The sequence below is a fragment of the Kitasatospora sp. NPDC059812 genome, assembly GCF_042732075.1.
Taxonomy (GTDB): domain Bacteria; phylum Actinomycetota; class Actinomycetes; order Streptomycetales; family Streptomycetaceae; genus Kitasatospora.
In genome coordinates, this window is sequence record NZ_JBHWIO010000040.1 from 29,120 (window position 1) to 44,075 (window position 14,956).

Genomic DNA, 14,956 nt, shown 5'->3' on the forward strand with positions numbered 1-14,956 from the left:
GACCAGACGGTGACCTGCTCGGATGCCGGTCCCTCGTCGGCTCGCGCGGGGCGTTGCGACACGCGGGGTTTCTCATTGTCCCGCTACCTCGAAGTGATCGGGTATGGGCGTCTAATAGTGGTTTGTCATGATTTTTCGTCAGGTGTCCTGTGTCGCTTGCGCCTTGTCGCGCGGGGGTGCGGGGCGCTTTGTTGTGAGGAGAGGTGAACCTGCGGATGAGCGCTCGTACTCGTGGACAGGGCGATCCGCCGTGGTACCGGGTCAGCCGTCAGTGGCCCGTGGCCGTGTCCAACAGGGCCCTGGCCGGCGAGGCGCCCCCGGGCGGTGCCGTCGTCGCATCCGATCCGGTCGGCTCGGGTGGACGGCGCGGGGAGCGCCGTGCGGGGGTGGTGTCGGTGGGGAGCGCGCTGCTGTCCGGTATGGCACTGCTGGCGGCCACGGCTCCACCGGCGACCGCCGCGCCGGTGGGGGCCGTGCCGGTGCGGACGCAGCGGGCTGATCCGTCGCAGACCTTCACCTTCACCGGCGCTTCGCAGACCTTGACGGTTCCGGCGGCGGCGGTGGTGACGATCACCGCGGACGGTGCCGGCGGCGCCGACAACACCGGCACCGCCTGTTCCGTGACGGGGGCCGGCGGGGCGGGGGCGCGGGTGGTGACCACCCTGCCGCAGACCACCACATCGACGACCTTCACCATCAACGTCGGCGGCACTGGTGGCAAAGGCTGCAACGGCACCGGGACGCCGGGTGCCGGCGGGTTCAACGGCGGCGCCCCAGGGGGAGGTTTTCCGCTCACCGGTTTTCGTTTCGAGGGCCCGGGTGGGGGCGGGGCCTCCAGCGTCAGCACGGGCGGTTCCCTGCTGGTGGTCGCCGGGGGCGGCGGTGCCGCCGGTGGCACCGGAGCGGGCTCCGGGGGAGGGAACGGGGGCAACGGCGGGACAACGCCGGACGCCACCGGCGGCACCTCGGGAAGTGCCACCGGCCCTGGGGCTTCGCCGGGGCAGGGCGGGGGCGGTGGCAGCACCAGCACGAGCACCGGGGGTGCCGGCGGGGCTGCCGGCACCGTTCCGCTCTGTGCGGTCATGAACGGTGGGCCGGGGAGCGGGTTCTTGGGTGCCACGGTCGGTACCGGTGGCGCCGGGGGCAGCTTCGACGGCGGCTGCGCCGCTTCTGCCATCGCTACTGGTGGCGGCGGTGGGGGCGGGTACTTCGCCGGCGGGGGCGGCGGCAGCGGCGCCGTCAACAACAGGGGCACCTCAGCAGGTGGGGGAGGGGGTGGTGGGGGCAGCAGCTTCGCCGCCCCCACGGGTAGCGGCACGAGCTACGCGCTCTCGACGATCGGGACGGCGAACCACAGCGGCCAGGTGATCATCTCCTACACGGTCCCGTCCCTGACCATCACCAAGACCCACGCCAGGCACTTCACCCAGGGACGGGACGGCACCTACACCATCGCCGTCGGCAACGCCGCCGGGGCCGCTCCGACCGACGGCACCACGGTCACCGTGCACGACACCCTCCCCGCAGGGCTCAAGGCCGACAGCATCAGCGGCACGGGCTGGACCTGTGACCGGGGCACGCTCACCTGCACCCGCAGTGACGCCCTTCCCGCCGGGAGCAGCTACCCGCCCATCACGCTGCAGGTCGATGTCTCCTGCCGGGCCGACGACGAGGTCACGAACACCGCGACCGTCACCGGGGGCGGCGACACCACCACCCACACCGCCACCGACCCCACCACGATCAAGCACCACAAGCACGACGAACACGACGAGTACGACATTCGCTGCGACCACCACGAGCACTGGTAGACCAGCCCGAGGTCCGATGGGACGAAGCACCGGCCGCCAGCAGGGTGGCCGGTGCTTCGTGCTGTCCGGCGAGGGCCCCGAAGGTGTGACCTGGCCTGCTTGCAGTGCTCGCTCCTGGAGGGTCCTGGGCGGGGCCGCCGGTCCGGTGCGGATGCGCGCTGGGCCATTGGTGTGCAGGGTGGATGAGTACGGTCCGGGCTGCCAGGCGGCGGCGGTCCGTCCAGCTGGGGATGCGCTCGGTGGGCGGGTGATCGCCCGGCCGCCGGTGAACTTCCCGGGAGCGCCGTCGACGACCGAAGGAGACGCCATGTCCACCCGGAAGATCCTCCGCCGGGCTCTGGCCCCGACCGCCCTCGCCACCGTGCTGGCCGCGGCGTTCACGCTGCCGTCGCCGGCGCTCGCCACGGAGGCCCTCGCCCCGCAGGTGGCGGCCGCTGCCGCGCCGGTCTCGTTCGTCGGCCTGCCCGACCGGCCGCTGCCGACCGACCACGCGGCGCACCCGATCACCGTCACCTACCGCAACGACTCATCGGCGGACCGGACCGTCGCCCCGCAGATCCTCGTCGAGTCACCGGACAACGGGCCCTTCCTCGCCCCGAGGGACATCAAGCTCGAGGTGCTGACCGGCGGCCGCTGGAAGACCGTGCGGCTGGCCAGCGAGACCGGAACGCTGTACACCGACCTCACCCGGGCGAAGCTGGTCCTCCACAGCCATCACACCCTCACCCAGCGGTACCGGCTCACCGTCGTCAACGCCGGCCCGGGCACGGTCCAGCCCAGGATCGCGCTGTACGCCTGAAACCCTGGGGGCTTCGTCGGCCGCATGGGTCGCGTGGAGGTGCCCGGTGACTCGTACACGGTGACGAACGACGCCGGGACGTCTTCGGAGCGGGGGATGCCGGCGGGACGGGCGTCTCGGTGGCCGGCCGGGGTCCTGCGACGGCTTCGCGCCCTGCCCGCCTGTCGCCGTGCCGACCAGGGGCCCGACAGCCGCTGAGACGCCCTGTGGTGCCGTTCCCCCATCGGCCGGGTGTGGTGGCGGTCTCAATGGCAGCCGATTGGCACTGACTCAAGGTGATGGCGGTGGGCCGGTCGGTGATGGCGCCGGGGCTGGGGCCGTGAGTGCGCTCACATGCGAATGCGGTGTACGACGACGGATAGTGGTGTCCGTTTTGCACTATTTTGCAACTATTTGGCATGTTATTGGGGGGCGTTTGCGCAGGCCGGGAGGGTTCGGCGCGCTCCGGGCGGCCCGCCTCTCGAATCAGTGCCGGTCTCTGGGCTACGACGGCGGGTCGTAGCGAGGGGGTCTTGGCGAGCGCCGATCCGGTCTGGCAGCTTTGCATTCATCGCCAGCCACACCGGCTCCTGTCCCACCGGTGAACGGCTCACCGCCGAGTCACATCCCGCGACCGTTCGGCCCCTGTCCGGCCACGGTCGAGGCGGGGAGTGACACCGGCCCAACTGATTGAGGTCTTGTCTATATGCCCGCTTTCAAGCTCCGCATGCGTACCTCTGCCGTGATTCTCGCCGGTGCCGCCGGTGTGACCGCCCTGGGTGCCGCCGTGGTCCCCGCCGTCGCCTCGGCTGCGGACGCCTCCCCGCAGGCCCTCGCCGCTCAGATCGTGCCGGCGGACCAGCTGGCCTCGTTCAGCCAGATCATCTCCCACGAGTCGGGCTGGAACGTCACGGCGACCAACCCGAGCTCGGGCTCGTACGGTCTGGGCCAGGCGCTGCCGGCCTCCAAGATGGCCTCGGCCGGTGCGGACTGGAAGACCAACCCGTCCACCCAGATCAAGTGGTCGCTGGACTACATGAACACCCGCTACGGCAGCCCGAACGCCGCCTGGAACTTCTGGCAGGCCAACCACTGGTACTAAGCCGACCATTCGGCTTCCCCTCACCCCGGGGGCCGGACAGGGGCAACCGGAGTGACCCACGAAGGGCCTGTGCCAGCGCATCCGCGCAGGCACAGGCCCTCGTGCCGTTCTCCCGGCCGTCCGAAACGCCCCGATCGGCAGCAGCGCACCCCTCTGGGACGTCGGTTACGTGTTGCTCATGAGGTCGTCGAACCGCGGTGACACAACGGTCAAACGGCGCGAAAAACGGCCTCCTAGCGTCTTCCTCATGACCTACGAACGCCGAACGTCCCATGACCACGAGACCCCCTCCGTTGGCCGTGGCCTGCGCCGCGGTGCCGCCTTCTGCGCGGCCGCCCTCGCCGCCGTCCTCGCCCTGACCTCCTGCGGAAGTTCCCCGGCCGAGGACGGGGGTGGCCCGGGGCCGACGAAGGCCGGCGCCGAAGGGCTGAAGAAGCCCTCAAGGATCCTGTGGATGGGTGACTCCATCGCCGTCGGGCAGGCCCAGCCGTTGGCCGCCGCGCTCAAGTCCACCGGTATCGAGCTCACCTCCATCGCCGCCGACGGCGGCGGCGCAGCGGTCGGGCCGGTGGCGATGTCCAGCGGCGACGTCGCCTCCCGGCTCGCGTCGGTTCGCCCCGAGCTGGTGGCCTACCAGATCACCACCTATGACTGGGGCAGCCCGCAGGAGCAGCAGCAGGCGTACGAGAAGCTGATCGGCACGGTCAAGGCCGCGGGTGCCCGGCTGGTGATCGTCACCACTCCGCCGTTCGACGCGGGCGATGACTTCTACGCCCCGCACAAGGCCGACATCGAGTCCGCTCCGGGGGCGGCGAAGGCGGCCGTCGCCGCGCACCCCGGCGATGCCTTCTTCCTCGACGCCTCCGCCCTGTGGGGCACCGACTTCAAGGCCCCGCAGGCGCAGCGTTCGAACGACAGGACGCACTCCTGCCAGCAGGGTACGGCGAAGTTCGCGCAGTGGTTCACCACCGAGGTGGGCAAGCTGGCCGGGTTCTCGCCCGCCGACCCCAAGAGCTGGGCCAACGGCGACTGGACCAGGTCGGACGTGTTCGCCCAGCTGAACTGCGCCTGAGACGGTGTCCGAGATGGTGTCCGAGATGAAGACCGCCTCGCCGGCGGCCCGGCGGCGGAACGCGCGCGTGTTCCGCCGTCGGCCGGGCCCAGGGGCCGCCGCGCGCTCCGGCTCCCGCCGCTCCCATGTCCCGGCCCTGGACGGCCTGCGCGGGCTGGCCGTCCTCGGGGTTCTCCTGTTCCACCTCGGGGACTTCCCCGGCGGGTTCCTGGGGGTCGACCTGTTCTTCGTGCTCTCCGGCTTCCTCATCACGGGGCTGTTGCTGCGGGAGGCCGGGGAGAACGGCGGCCGGATCGACCTGGTGGCCTTCTGGGGCCGCCGGGCCAGGCGGCTGATGCCCGCCCTCGCCCTGGCCCTGGGCTCGGCGATGGTGCTGGCCTCCGTGCTGGGTACGGCGGCCATGGCCCGCTTCGCGCACCAGGACGCCCCCTGGGTGGTGGCCAACCTCGCGAACTGGCATTTCATCGACGCGCAGGTCGGTTACTTCCAGGCGAACCCGACCCGGGTGTTCACCCACCTGTGGAGCATCGCGGTGGAGGAGCAGTTCTACCTGCTGTGGCCACCGCTGGTGCTGCTTCTGCTGCGGCTGCGCCGGACCGCGGGTGCCGGCGCGGGTGCCGTCGCGGTGGCCGGCGTGGCGCTGGTCGGTGCGCTGGTGTCCGCGGCGCTGATGGCGCTGCTCGTCGACCCGATGGACACCACCCGTGTCTACGAGGGCACCGACACCCGCGTGTTCGCCCTGCTGCTCGGCGCGCTCGCGGCGACTCCGGCGGTGCGGCTGCGGGTGGCGCGGCTGCCGGGACCCGCCGCGGGCCGGCTGGCGCTGGTCCCGGCGGGCCTGCTGGCCGCCGGGTGGGCGCTGGCCTCGGGGACGGGGCAGATCGTCCTCTTCCGCGGCGGGTTGCTGCTGCACTCGGCGGCGGCGGCCGCGCTGATCGCCCTGCTCGCGCACGCCCCGGCGTCCCCGCTGGGCAGGGTGCTGAGCCGGCGCCCGCTGACGGTACTGGGCGGGCTCTCGTACGGCCTGTACCTGTGGCACTGGCCGCTGATCCTGCTGCTGGACCACGCTGGTCCCCGCCTGGACGGCTGGGTTCGGACCCTGTGGCTGGGCGGGCTGGCGGTGGCGGTCGCGGCCTGCTCGAAGGCGCTGCTGGAGGACCCTGTCCGCCACTGGGCCCGCTGGGCCCACGGCCGCCCCGGGGTCCTGGCGGCCGTGGGCACACTGGCCGCGCTCGCCGCACTGTGGCTGGTGCTGCCGCTGATCGCGCCGACGGCGTCGGGTGCCGTCGTGGACGTCACCCAACTGTCCCTTCCCTGAGGCGCGGTGGCCGGATCCGCGCTGTGCCCGCGGGTGTTCGGACCGGGCTTCGGGACCTCTCCTGGACCGTGGCGGGCAGGTAGGCATCCGGTGCCGGTGACCCGGCTCGCCGAGCCCGGGTCGGGTTCCGTCGGACTCAGCCGGTGTGGTGGAGGTCGCACTGCACGAAGACCGGTCCGGGGGCGTCGCTGCTGACCATGGCGATCCGGGGGGCGGTCGCGGTGGTCGCGGGGGCGTCCTCGGCGGTGCAGACCAGCTGCTGGATGGCGTAGGGGCTCAGCGCGGAGGTCGGCCAGGACAGGCGCAGGGTGACGGTGCCGTCCTCGGTGGCGGCGGTGACCTTGCCGGAGGCGGGCAGGGCGGTGCCGAGACCGGTGTGCTGCTCCGTCCGGGTGGGGCCTGCCATGAGGGTGTCCAGGGTCTGCTGGAGGCCTTCGCGTTCGGTGCCCGGCCTGATCGTCAGGCGGATTCCCTGGGGGCTGAGGAAGTACAGCCGGGTGCCGGACTCGATCCCGGTGGCGGACTTGCCCGACTTCACCGCGCCCGCCGTGTCGGGGATCGCGCAGCCGCAGGCCGTGAGGAGCAGCGCCGCTGCGGCGATCGCGCGGAGGCGGATGGTCATGGGGCGTCCTTCGTCAGGGGTCCGCGGGGCAGGACGAGGGTGAACACCGCGCCGCTGCCGGGGGCGTTGGCGGCCTCGATGAAGGCGCCGTGCAGGCGGGCGTTCTCCTGGGCGATGGCCAGGCCGAGCCCGCTGCCCTCGGAGCGGGTGCGGGCCCTGTCCGCCTTGTAGAAGCGGTCGAACAGGTGGGGGAGTTCGGCGGGCGGGATGCCCGGGCCCCGGTCGGTGACGGTCAGCACCAGGTCGGATTCCGGCCCCGGGCCACGGGTGGTGAGGGTGAGGCGTACGGGCGGGCGGCCGTGGCGCAGGGCGTTGCCGGCCAGGTTGGCGACGATGACGTCGAAGCGGCGCGCGTCCAGGTGGACGGGCAGGGCGGCGGGCAGGTCCAGCTCGACCCGGTCGATCCAGCCGCGCAGGTCGAGGGTGGCGCGTACGGCTTCCGCGGCGTCCACGTCCTCGGTGCGCAGCGGGGCGGCGCCGGCGTCCATGCGGGAGATCTCGATGAGGTCGTTGACCAGGCGGGTGAGGCGCCCGGTCTCGTTGCTGATCATGCGCAGGGCGGTCGCGGTGTCGGCGGGCAGGTGCTCGGCGTCCTCGTCGAGGATGTCGGTGACGGCGACCATGGCGGCCAGCGGGGTGCGCAGCTCGTGGGAGACGTCGGCGGCGAACCGCCGGCCCTGGCTCTCGACCGCCCGCAGTTCCTCGATGGTGCCCTGGAGGGTGCGGGCGGTGTGGTTGAACGTCTTGGACAGCTGGGCGAGTTCGTCGTGACCGGAGACGGCGAGGCGGGTGTCGAGCCGTCCTTGGGCGAGGGCCTGGGCGGCGTCGCCCAGGGCGCGGACGGGGCGCAGGACCTGGCGGGTGGCGAGCAGGGCGAGGCCGGCGGCCAGCACGGCGGCGAACGCGCCGGCGCCGGTGGCGGCGGCCAGCAGCGCGGTGGTGGCCGCCTGTTCGCGGTCCAGGGGCAGGAGGGCGTAGACGGTCAGCCCGGACAGGTCGCCGGCTCCTGAGGCGGGGCCGGCGGGGGTGCGGGTGACGGGGACGCCGACCGCGAGCCAGGAGTGCCCGTCGGCGGTGAACCGCTGGAAGGCGCCGTGGCCCGAGCCGACGGTGTCCTGGAGGGCGGCCGGGACGGTGACGGCGGCGGTCCACGCGGAGTGGGCGGCGCCGTAGCGGGCCAGGACGTGCCAGTCGCGGAAGCCGCCGGTGCCCGAGAGCCGGAGGGACAGGCGGTCGAGTTCGGCCTGGGTCGGGGGGAAGGGCAGGGAGGGGGCCAGGACGTCGACGCGGCGGCGCAGCTCGTCCAGGGCGGTGTCCTGGGTCAGGTCGAGGGTGGAGCCGGTGGCGGCCTGGTAGGTGAGTGCGGAGGTGGCCAGGGCGCTGACTGCGGCGGTGGCGACGAACGCGGCGAGCATCCGCGGCCGCAGCCCCAGGACGGCCCGCCGCCACCGGAGGAAGCGGGAGGCGTCGGCGCGGTCCGGCCGGTCGTCGGCATGGGCGGTGCCGTTCGCGGCATCGCCCGTGCGGGCGTCGGTCGAGGGGTGCTTCGGTGCGCGTGGCGGGGTGGTCACAGCGGTCCGAAGCGGTAGCCGAAACCGCGCACGGTCTGGAGGTAGCGGGGCGCGGACGGGTCGTCCTCCAGCTTTGCGCGCAGCCGGTTCACCCCGGCGTCGACCAGGCGGATGTCCTCCTGGCGGCTCAGGCCCCAGACGGAGTCCAGCAGCTGCTCCCGGCTGAAGACCCGGCCCGGCGCGGCGGACAGCTCCAGCAGCAGGCGCAGCTCGCCGGGTGCCAGGGGCAGCGGGGTGCCGCGTTTGGCGACGGTCAGCGCGGCCCGGTCCAGCACCAGGTCGCCGTGCACCTCCCGTACCGGCTCGGCCGCCCCGGGCGCGGGGGGCGCGGTGGTGGTGCGGCGCAGGACGGCCTTGATCCGGGCGTCGAGAACCCTGGACTGCGCGGGCTTGACCACGTAGTCGTCGGCCCCGTACTCCAGGCCGAGGACGGTGTCGATGTCGTCCCCTCGCGCGGTCAGCATGATCACCGGGAAGCTCCCGTGTGCGCGCAGCCGCCGGCACACCTCGAAGCCGTCGATCCCGGGCAGCATCAGATCCAGCACCACGATCTCCGGAGGCTCCCGGAACGCCTGCTCCAGGCCGTCCTCGCCGGTGGCGGCCATCCGTATCTCGTGGCCCTGGCGGCGCAGGCCCAGGGCCAGCGCCTCGCGCACCGACGCGTCGTCCTCGATCAGCAGTACCCGTGACATATCCACCAGTATCGGGCCCTCCGATCTGCGCAGGGGCCGTGGAGCGGGGATCGGCGAGGTTGTTGCAGAACGCTCATACGCAGCTCACGGGCCCGGAAACCGTGCGGCGGACGGTGGTTCCCGTCGCGGTGGCCGACTCCGCCGAACGGAAGGCACTGCACGGGGCGGCCTCGCGCCCGGCCCCCGGACGGCCGGGTCAGGCCGTGGGGAATTCGACCCGGACCCGCAGTCCGCCCGTGCCGGCGGGGACGGCGGTGACGACGGCGTGGTGGGCGCGCGCGATGGAGGCGACGATGGACAGGCCCAGGCCCGCGCCCTCACCCGGGCTGTGCCGGCGCTCCCGGAGGCGGCGGAAGGGCTCGAAGAGGTAGGGGACGGTCTCCGGCGGCACCTGGGGGCCGGTGTTGGCGACCTCCAGGACACCGTCGTGCACGCCGACCTCGACCCGGCCGCCGTCGTGGTTGTAGCGCAGGGCGTTGCCGACCAGGTTGCGCACCAGGTGTGCCAGCAGCACCGGATCACCCTCGACGGACACGGGGACGGTGTCGGTCGAGACGGTGACGCGGTTCTCCCGGTCTTCCTGCGCGGCGGCGCACTCGGCGGCCACCGCGCGGGCCAGCTGGTCCAGTGCGACCGGTTCGCGGCGGTCCAGCCTCTGGTCGGAGACGGACAGCAACAGCAGGCCCTCGATGAGCCGTTCGCTGCTCTCGGAGACCTCGATCAGTTTGCGGCGGACCCTGGCGACGGCGGCCGGATCCTCGGTGGCCAGCCCGATTTCGGCCGCGGCCCGCTGCACCGCGAGCGGAGTCCGCAGTTCGTGCGCGGCGTTGGCTGCGAACCGCTGCTGCGCACCCACCAGTTGTTCCATGCGGTCGAGCATGGCGTCGAAGGTGTCGGCGAGTTGTTTGAGCTCGCCCGGGGGTGCGTCGAGGGCGATCCGCTCGTGCAGGTTCTCACCCGAGAGTCGCCGCGCCGTGTTGGTGATCACGGCCACCGGGCGCAGCACCCGCCCCGACATCCACCAGGCCAGTGCCACCGAGATGACGGCGAAGGCGGCCAGCGCGATCAGGGAGACGGTCAGCAGCTGGTTCTGGGCCGCCTGCTCGGCGGCCTGGGTGACGACCTTGACGGCCTGGAAGTGGGACTGTCCGCCGTCGGCGGGGGTGGTTCCGGGTAGAGCGTTTGCGGGTGCGGCGGTTCCCACCGTGAGGGTTTGCGCCGCGGAGGGGGCCGGGGTCCCCAGTGTGGCCAGTCGCGGTTCGACGGCGACGGCCGTGCTGATCGAGGTGTACAGGTTCTCCCGGACCAGGAAGTTGACCAGGAAGATGAGCATGGCCCCGGCGAGGACGAGCAGCCCGCCGTAGAGCATGGTCAGCCGGCCCCGTTCCCCGCCCGGCAGCCGCGGGCTTGGTCTGCCGGGCAGCGGAGGGCGGTTCAGGCCGGCCGGGGCGAAGCGCCTCACGCCGGGACGCCGATGCGGTAGCCGTGGCCGGGCACGGTGTCGATGACCGAGGGCTCGCCGAGCTTGGCGCGGAGTTTGCTGAGGACGACCCGAACCGCGTTGGTGCGGTATCCCATGTTCTGCTCCCACACCTGCTCGATCAGGTCATCACCGCAGACCACGGCGCCCTCGGCCTGCATCAGCACCTCCAGTACGCCGAACTCCTTGCGGGACAGGGCGAGGTAGCGGCCCTCCCGGAAGGCCTGGCGGCGGGCGGTGTCGAGGGTGATGCCCGCACGTTCGATGACCGGCGGAAGGGCGGGGTGGGTGCGGCGGCCGAGCGCCAGTACCCGGGCCAGCAGTTCCTCGTAGGCGAACGGCTTGGTGAGGTAGTCGTCCGCGCCCAGGTCCAGGCCGTCGACGCGGTCGCGGACGGTACCGGAGGCGGTGAGCATCAGCACCCGGGTGAGCAGCCGCTGCTCGACGACGCTCCGGCACACCTCGTCGCCGTGTGCCCCGGGCAGGTCGCGGTCGAGCACGAGCACGGCGTAGTCGGTGAGCCTGAGCCGCTCCAGCGCGTCGGCGCCGTTGTACACGACGTCGACGGCCAGGGCGTCGCGCCGCAATCCCTCGGCGATCATGTCCGCCAGGAATTCCTCGTCCTCCACGATCAGTACACGCATGACACCAGGTGTACCTGAAACCCACCTTTCGTCGCCGTAAAGGTCTCGGCTGACAGCGGCGAAATGCGGGTGCGTGCCAGCCTCTGCGTGGTCGGAGCGGCCGGAGCGGTCGGCCGCTCGTCATCGGCCACTCGTCATCGGACACGGAGGAATTCCATGCGGAACCACATGCGGAACCACAGGTACGGCGCGGCGGCCACGTTGGTGGCAGGGCTCGCGCTGTTCGCCACGGCCTGCGGCGGAGGCGGCACGGGCTCCGGCGGGGGCGGCGGCTCGGACTCGTCGGGCAAGGGCGCGGCGGCGGACCAGGCCTACGAGCACCGTAAGTGCCTGCGCGAACACGGCGCCCAGGTGAAGGAGCCCGAGCCGGGCCAGGACCCGCGGGCCATGGTCCTGGAGGGCGGCCAGGACAAGATGGCGGAAGCCCTCAAGGCCTGCGGGGGAGCCGGTGGCTCGGGTGGCGCGAAGATGTCCCAGGCCGACAAGGACAGGGCCCTCGCATTCGCCCAGTGCATGCGCGGTAACGGTGTGGACATGCCGGACCCGAAGTTCGACGGCGACTCGGCGATGTCGGGATCGGCGATGAAGGTCCCGGAGGGCGCCGAGAAGGACAGGTTCGACCAGGCGAACAAGGCGTGCAGTGGTCAGAATGCGCAGTGAGCGCGGGCGCAGCCGCCGAACGTACCTGATCGCCGTGCTGGCCACCTCGGTCACGCTGGCGGGCGGGGTCACGGCCCTCTCGCAGGCTGGAGGCAGCGGCAACGCCGGCGTGGCACGCACGGACGGGCTGCCGCCGAGCACGGGCTCGGTGGAGCGGCAGGACCTGAGCAGCCGGACCCGGGTGGACGGGACCCTCGGCTACGCCGAGGAGCGCCGGATCAACGCCGGTGTGCCGGGCACCCTCACCTGGCTCCCGGAGGCCGGTGCGGTGGTGAAACGCGACGGGGTCCTCTACGAGGTCGACGGCCGGAAGGTCCGGCTCATGGTCGGCGAGCGCCCGATGTACCGGACGCTGAAGGCCGGAGACGAGGGGGCGGACGTCAGGCAGCTGAAGGAGAACCTCCGCGACCTGGGCTACGGCAAGGGGCTGGCCGCGGACGAGAAGTTCACCGCCGGTACGGCGGATGCGGTCAAGCGCTGGCAGAAGGCCCACGGCCTGGCCCAGAGCGGCGAGATCGGCCCCGACCAGATCGCCTTCTCGCCCGCGGCGGTGCGGATCAAGAAGAACGACGCGGCCGTCGGTGACCAGGCCGCTCCCGGCAAGCCGGTCCTCACCGCCACCGGCTCCGAACGGCAGGTGCAGATCAAGATCGAGGTCTCCCGGGCCGACCTCGCCAAGCCCGGCACCCGGGTCGAGGTCGCCCTGCCCGGCGGCGGCAAGGCCAAGGGCAAGGTCGCCTCCGTCGACCGCACCATCGGTGAGGACGGCAAGGAGCAGGGCTCCCCGGACAAGCCCGCCAAGATCACCGCCCGGGTGGTCTTCGACGACCCGGGGCAGGCGGAGGGCTTCGACCAGGCGCCCGTCACCGTCGAGCTCGAAGGCGAGGTCCACAAGGACGTGCTGACCGTACCGGTCAACGCACTGCTCGCGCTGTCCGGCGGAGGCTTCGGCATCCAGATCGTGGAGAACGGGAAGGTGCGCGAAGTCCCGGTCGAGCTCGGCATGTTCGGACAGGGCCGGGTCGAGGTCAGCGGGACCGACCTGACCGAGGGAATGAAGGTCGGGGTGCCCAAGTCATGAGCACCGTGGTCGAGTTGAACCAGGTCACCAAGGAGTATCCGGGCGGGGTCACGGCGCTGCACGGGGTGGACCTGCGCATCGGACGCGGCGAACTGCTCGCCATCGTCGGCCCCTCGGGGTCGGGCAAGTCCACCCTGCTGCACATCGTCGGCACCCTGGACCGGCCCAGCGCCGGATCCGTCACCCTGGCGGGCCACGACGTCGCCGCCCTCTCCGACCGCAGGCTGTCCGCCCTGCGCGCCCGGCACATCGGCTTCGTCTTCCAGTCCTTCCACCTGGTGGCCGGGGTCAGCGCCCGGGACAACGTCGCCGAGGGCCTGCTCTACTCGGGCCTGCCGCGCGCCCAGCGCCGCAGGCGCGCGGCCCTGGCCCTGGAGCGGGTCGGGCTCGCGGACCGCATGCACCACCGTCCGCACGAGCTGTCGGGCGGCCAGCGCCAGCGGGTGGCCATCGCCCGGGCGGTGGTCGGCGAACCGGACCTGCTGCTGGCCGACGAACCGACCGGCGCGCTGGACTCCGCGTCGAGCGAAGCGGTGATGGAGCTGCTGTACGACCTCAACGCCCAGGGCGCCACCATCGCGGTGATCACCCACGACGGCGAGATCGCCGACAGCCTGCCACGCCAGGTCCGCATCCGCGACGGCCGCGTCGTGGCGGATCTGCGCACCGGCGCCGCCGCCCCGGCCGATCGGGGTGGGCAGCGGTGAGCCGCACACGGCTGGCCCCGGCCCGGCTCGGCCCCCGCGACGTCCTCCACGTCGGCTCGGCCGGCCTGCGCACCCGGCCGCTGCGGGTGGTGCTGTCCGCGCTGGGCATCGCCATCGGCATCGCCACCATGATCGCGGTGGTCGGCATCTCCTCCTCCAGCAAGGCCCAACTCCTGCGGCAACTCGACCAGTTGGGCACCAATATGCTGGTAGCCTCCCCTGGCCAGGGGCTGTTCGGCGAGAAGGTGAAGCTGCCCGAGGAGTCGACCGGCATGCTGGGCCGCGTCCCCGGGGTCGAGCAGGTCGGCGCGACCGGGGACCTGGCGCAGTCCGTCAGACGCAGTGAGAAGATCCCCAACGACGAAACCGGCGGCATCACCGTGAAGGCCGCCACCGAAGGGCTGCTGGACGTCGTGCGCGGCGCGGTCGGCTCGGGCACCTGGCTCAACGAGGCCAACGGACGCTACCCCTCGACGGTCCTCGGACACGTCGCGGCCCAGCGCCTGGGCATCACCGCCCCAGGCCAGCAAGTCCACATCGGCGGCCAGTACTTCACCGTCATCGGCATCCTCGACCCGCTGCCGCTGGCCCCCGAGATCGAACGGGCCGCCCTGATCGGCTGGGACGGCGCCGGCACGCTGCTGGGCTTCGACGGCCACCCGACCCAGATCTACGAACGGTCGACGGACCAGACGGTCAGCGCGGTCCGCGCACTGATCCCCCGCACCGTCGACCCGCAGAACCCGCACAACGTGCAGGTCACCGACCCCTCCTCGGCGCTCCAGGCCAAGGCCGCCACCGAGGGGGCCTTCACCGACCTCCTGCTCGGGCTGGGCGGGGTGGCGCTCCTGGTCGGCGGCGTCGGAGTCGCCAACACGATGATCATCTCAGTGCTGGAGAGGCGCCACGAGATCGGACTGCGCCGCTCCCTGGGCGCCACCAGGGGCCAGATCCGCCTCCAGTTCGTGACGGAGTCCCTCCTGCTCTCCGGACTGGGCGGGCTGGCCGGCGTGGCCCTCGGCGCGGCCGCCACCTACGCCTTCGCCGCCGCGGGCGGCCTGCCCTGGGTGGTCCCCCTGTGGGCCGTCACCGGAGGCTTCGCCGCCACCCTGCTCATCGGCACGGTCGCAGGCCTCTACCCGGCCGTCCGCGCCTCCCGACTCTCCCCAACCCTCGCCCTCCACACCGGCTAGGTCGCAACGGGCGCGACCCGGGCGGAAGGAGACACCGCGCCGACGGGTCAACCGCAACACCCCCAGAACCCCACAACCGGACCCCGAGCGGGCACCCCTCCAACAGCCGATCCACCCGACCTGCCCAGAACGTGTCCGGCCCCGACGAGGCCCGTGGGGGCCGGGCCCTGTTTGAAGGTTTGCTAGCGACCCGCCTCCACGCGGGAGGTTTTGTGGGGCGCCTGG

15 protein-coding genes are annotated in these 14,956 nt (G+C 72.7%); 9 read left to right on the forward strand and 6 right to left on the reverse strand.

What is annotated here, in order from left to right; genetic code table 11:
- Window positions 1-268: 268 nt before the first annotated feature.
- A complete protein-coding gene (locus ACFV6D_RS20860; RefSeq protein WP_380560690.1) occupies window positions 269-712 on the reverse strand; it encodes a hypothetical protein in 444 nt (147 codons plus the stop codon).
- A 397-nt stretch (window positions 713-1,109) separates the two neighbouring features.
- Here ACFV6D_RS20860 and ACFV6D_RS20865 point away from each other — a divergent pair, with 397 nt between their 5' ends.
- The 5 genes from ACFV6D_RS20865 to ACFV6D_RS20885 all read left to right on the forward strand — a co-directional run bounded on the left by ACFV6D_RS20865 (window position 1,110) and on the right by ACFV6D_RS20885 (window position 6,081).
- Complete coding sequence (locus ACFV6D_RS20865) at window positions 1,110-1,811, forward strand: hypothetical protein (protein ID WP_380560691.1); 702 nt, start codon at window positions 1,110-1,112, stop codon at window positions 1,809-1,811.
- 307 nt (window positions 1,812-2,118) lie between these two features.
- Window positions 2,119-2,610 (forward strand): signal peptide protein, encoded by a 492-nt coding sequence (locus tag ACFV6D_RS20870; RefSeq protein ID WP_380560692.1) that lies wholly within the window; start codon window positions 2,119-2,121, stop codon window positions 2,608-2,610.
- Between the two features lie 706 nt (window positions 2,611-3,316).
- Complete coding sequence (locus ACFV6D_RS20875; RefSeq protein WP_244293774.1) at window positions 3,317-3,691, forward strand: transglycosylase SLT domain-containing protein; 375 nt, start codon at window positions 3,317-3,319, stop codon at window positions 3,689-3,691.
- Between the two features lie 247 nt (window positions 3,692-3,938).
- Window positions 3,939-4,763, forward strand: coding sequence for an SGNH/GDSL hydrolase family protein (locus ACFV6D_RS20880; protein WP_380560693.1), 825 nt, complete (start codon window positions 3,939-3,941; stop codon window positions 4,761-4,763).
- A 13-nt stretch (window positions 4,764-4,776) separates the two neighbouring features.
- Window positions 4,777-6,081 (forward strand): acyltransferase family protein, encoded by a 1,305-nt coding sequence (locus tag ACFV6D_RS20885; RefSeq protein WP_380560694.1) that lies wholly within the window; start codon window positions 4,777-4,779, stop codon window positions 6,079-6,081.
- 136 nt (window positions 6,082-6,217) lie between these two features.
- On the opposite strand, the gene ACFV6D_RS20890 is transcribed toward ACFV6D_RS20885, so the two are convergent.
- From ACFV6D_RS20890 to ACFV6D_RS20910, 5 genes are all read right to left on the reverse strand, one after another.
- Complete coding sequence (locus ACFV6D_RS20890; protein WP_063351825.1) at window positions 6,218-6,703, reverse strand: GerMN domain-containing protein; 486 nt, start codon at window positions 6,701-6,703, stop codon at window positions 6,218-6,220.
- Window positions 6,700-8,274, reverse strand: a complete 1,575-nt coding sequence (locus tag ACFV6D_RS20895) for an ATP-binding protein (protein ID WP_380560695.1) — start codon at window positions 8,272-8,274, stop codon at window positions 6,700-6,702. The genes ACFV6D_RS20890 and ACFV6D_RS20895 overlap by 4 nt, the downstream gene beginning before the upstream one ends.
- Window positions 8,271-8,966: a response regulator gene (locus ACFV6D_RS20900; protein WP_380560696.1), complete on the reverse strand. Its 696-nt coding sequence runs from the start codon at window positions 8,964-8,966 to the stop codon at window positions 8,271-8,273. Before ACFV6D_RS20900 ends, ACFV6D_RS20895 begins: the two co-directional genes overlap by 4 nt.
- 196 nt (window positions 8,967-9,162) lie before the next feature.
- Complete coding sequence (locus ACFV6D_RS20905) at window positions 9,163-10,335, reverse strand: sensor histidine kinase (RefSeq protein ID WP_380560716.1); 1,173 nt, start codon at window positions 10,333-10,335, stop codon at window positions 9,163-9,165.
- An 89-nt stretch (window positions 10,336-10,424) separates the two neighbouring features.
- A complete protein-coding gene (locus tag ACFV6D_RS20910) occupies window positions 10,425-11,090 on the reverse strand; it encodes a response regulator transcription factor (RefSeq protein WP_063351822.1) in 666 nt (221 codons plus the stop codon).
- 168 nt (window positions 11,091-11,258) lie between these two features.
- Between ACFV6D_RS20910 and ACFV6D_RS20915 the strand changes: the two genes are divergently transcribed.
- The 4 genes from ACFV6D_RS20915 to ACFV6D_RS20930 are packed head-to-tail and all read left to right on the forward strand — an operon-like array spanning window position 11,259 to window position 14,731.
- A complete protein-coding gene (locus ACFV6D_RS20915) occupies window positions 11,259-11,750 on the forward strand; it encodes a hypothetical protein (RefSeq protein WP_380560697.1) in 492 nt (163 codons plus the stop codon).
- Window positions 11,740-12,831: an efflux RND transporter periplasmic adaptor subunit gene (locus ACFV6D_RS20920; protein ID WP_380492630.1), complete on the forward strand. Its 1,092-nt coding sequence runs from the start codon at window positions 11,740-11,742 to the stop codon at window positions 12,829-12,831. The genes ACFV6D_RS20915 and ACFV6D_RS20920 overlap by 11 nt, the downstream gene beginning before the upstream one ends.
- Window positions 12,828-13,538 carry an ABC transporter ATP-binding protein gene (locus tag ACFV6D_RS20925; RefSeq protein ID WP_063351819.1) on the forward strand — a complete coding sequence of 237 codons (711 nt, stop codon included), beginning with the start codon at window positions 12,828-12,830 and terminating at the stop codon, window positions 13,536-13,538. Before ACFV6D_RS20920 ends, ACFV6D_RS20925 begins: the two co-directional genes overlap by 4 nt.
- Window positions 13,535-14,731: an ABC transporter permease gene (locus ACFV6D_RS20930; protein ID WP_380560698.1), complete on the forward strand. Its 1,197-nt coding sequence runs from the start codon at window positions 13,535-13,537 to the stop codon at window positions 14,729-14,731. Before ACFV6D_RS20925 ends, ACFV6D_RS20930 begins: the two co-directional genes overlap by 4 nt.
- The last annotated feature ends 225 nt before the right edge of the window (window positions 14,732-14,956 follow it).

Coding starts and splice junctions, on each gene's coding strand:
- ACFV6D_RS20920 (WP_380492630.1), top strand. CDS start 11,740: ATGCGCAGTGAGCGCGGGCGCAGCCGCCGAACGTACCTGATCGCCGTG.
- ACFV6D_RS20925 (WP_063351819.1), top strand. CDS start 12,828: ATGAGCACCGTGGTCGAGTTGAACCAGGTCACCAAGGAGTATCCGGGC.
- ACFV6D_RS20870 (WP_380560692.1), top strand. CDS start 2,119: ATGTCCACCCGGAAGATCCTCCGCCGGGCTCTGGCCCCGACCGCCCTC.
- ACFV6D_RS20915 (WP_380560697.1), top strand. CDS start 11,259: ATGCGGAACCACAGGTACGGCGCGGCGGCCACGTTGGTGGCAGGGCTC.
- ACFV6D_RS20910 (WP_063351822.1), bottom strand. CDS start 11,090: ATGCGTGTACTGATCGTGGAGGACGAGGAATTCCTGGCGGACATGATC.
- ACFV6D_RS20900 (WP_380560696.1), bottom strand. CDS start 8,966: ATGTCACGGGTACTGCTGATCGAGGACGACGCGTCGGTGCGCGAGGCG.
- ACFV6D_RS20890 (WP_063351825.1), bottom strand. CDS start 6,703: ATGACCATCCGCCTCCGCGCGATCGCCGCAGCGGCGCTGCTCCTCACG.
- ACFV6D_RS20875 (WP_244293774.1), top strand. CDS start 3,317: ATGCGTACCTCTGCCGTGATTCTCGCCGGTGCCGCCGGTGTGACCGCC.
- ACFV6D_RS20880 (WP_380560693.1), top strand. CDS start 3,939: ATGACCTACGAACGCCGAACGTCCCATGACCACGAGACCCCCTCCGTT.
- ACFV6D_RS20905 (WP_380560716.1), bottom strand. CDS start 10,335: ATGCTCTACGGCGGGCTGCTCGTCCTCGCCGGGGCCATGCTCATCTTC.
- ACFV6D_RS20885 (WP_380560694.1), top strand. CDS start 4,777: ATGGTGTCCGAGATGAAGACCGCCTCGCCGGCGGCCCGGCGGCGGAAC.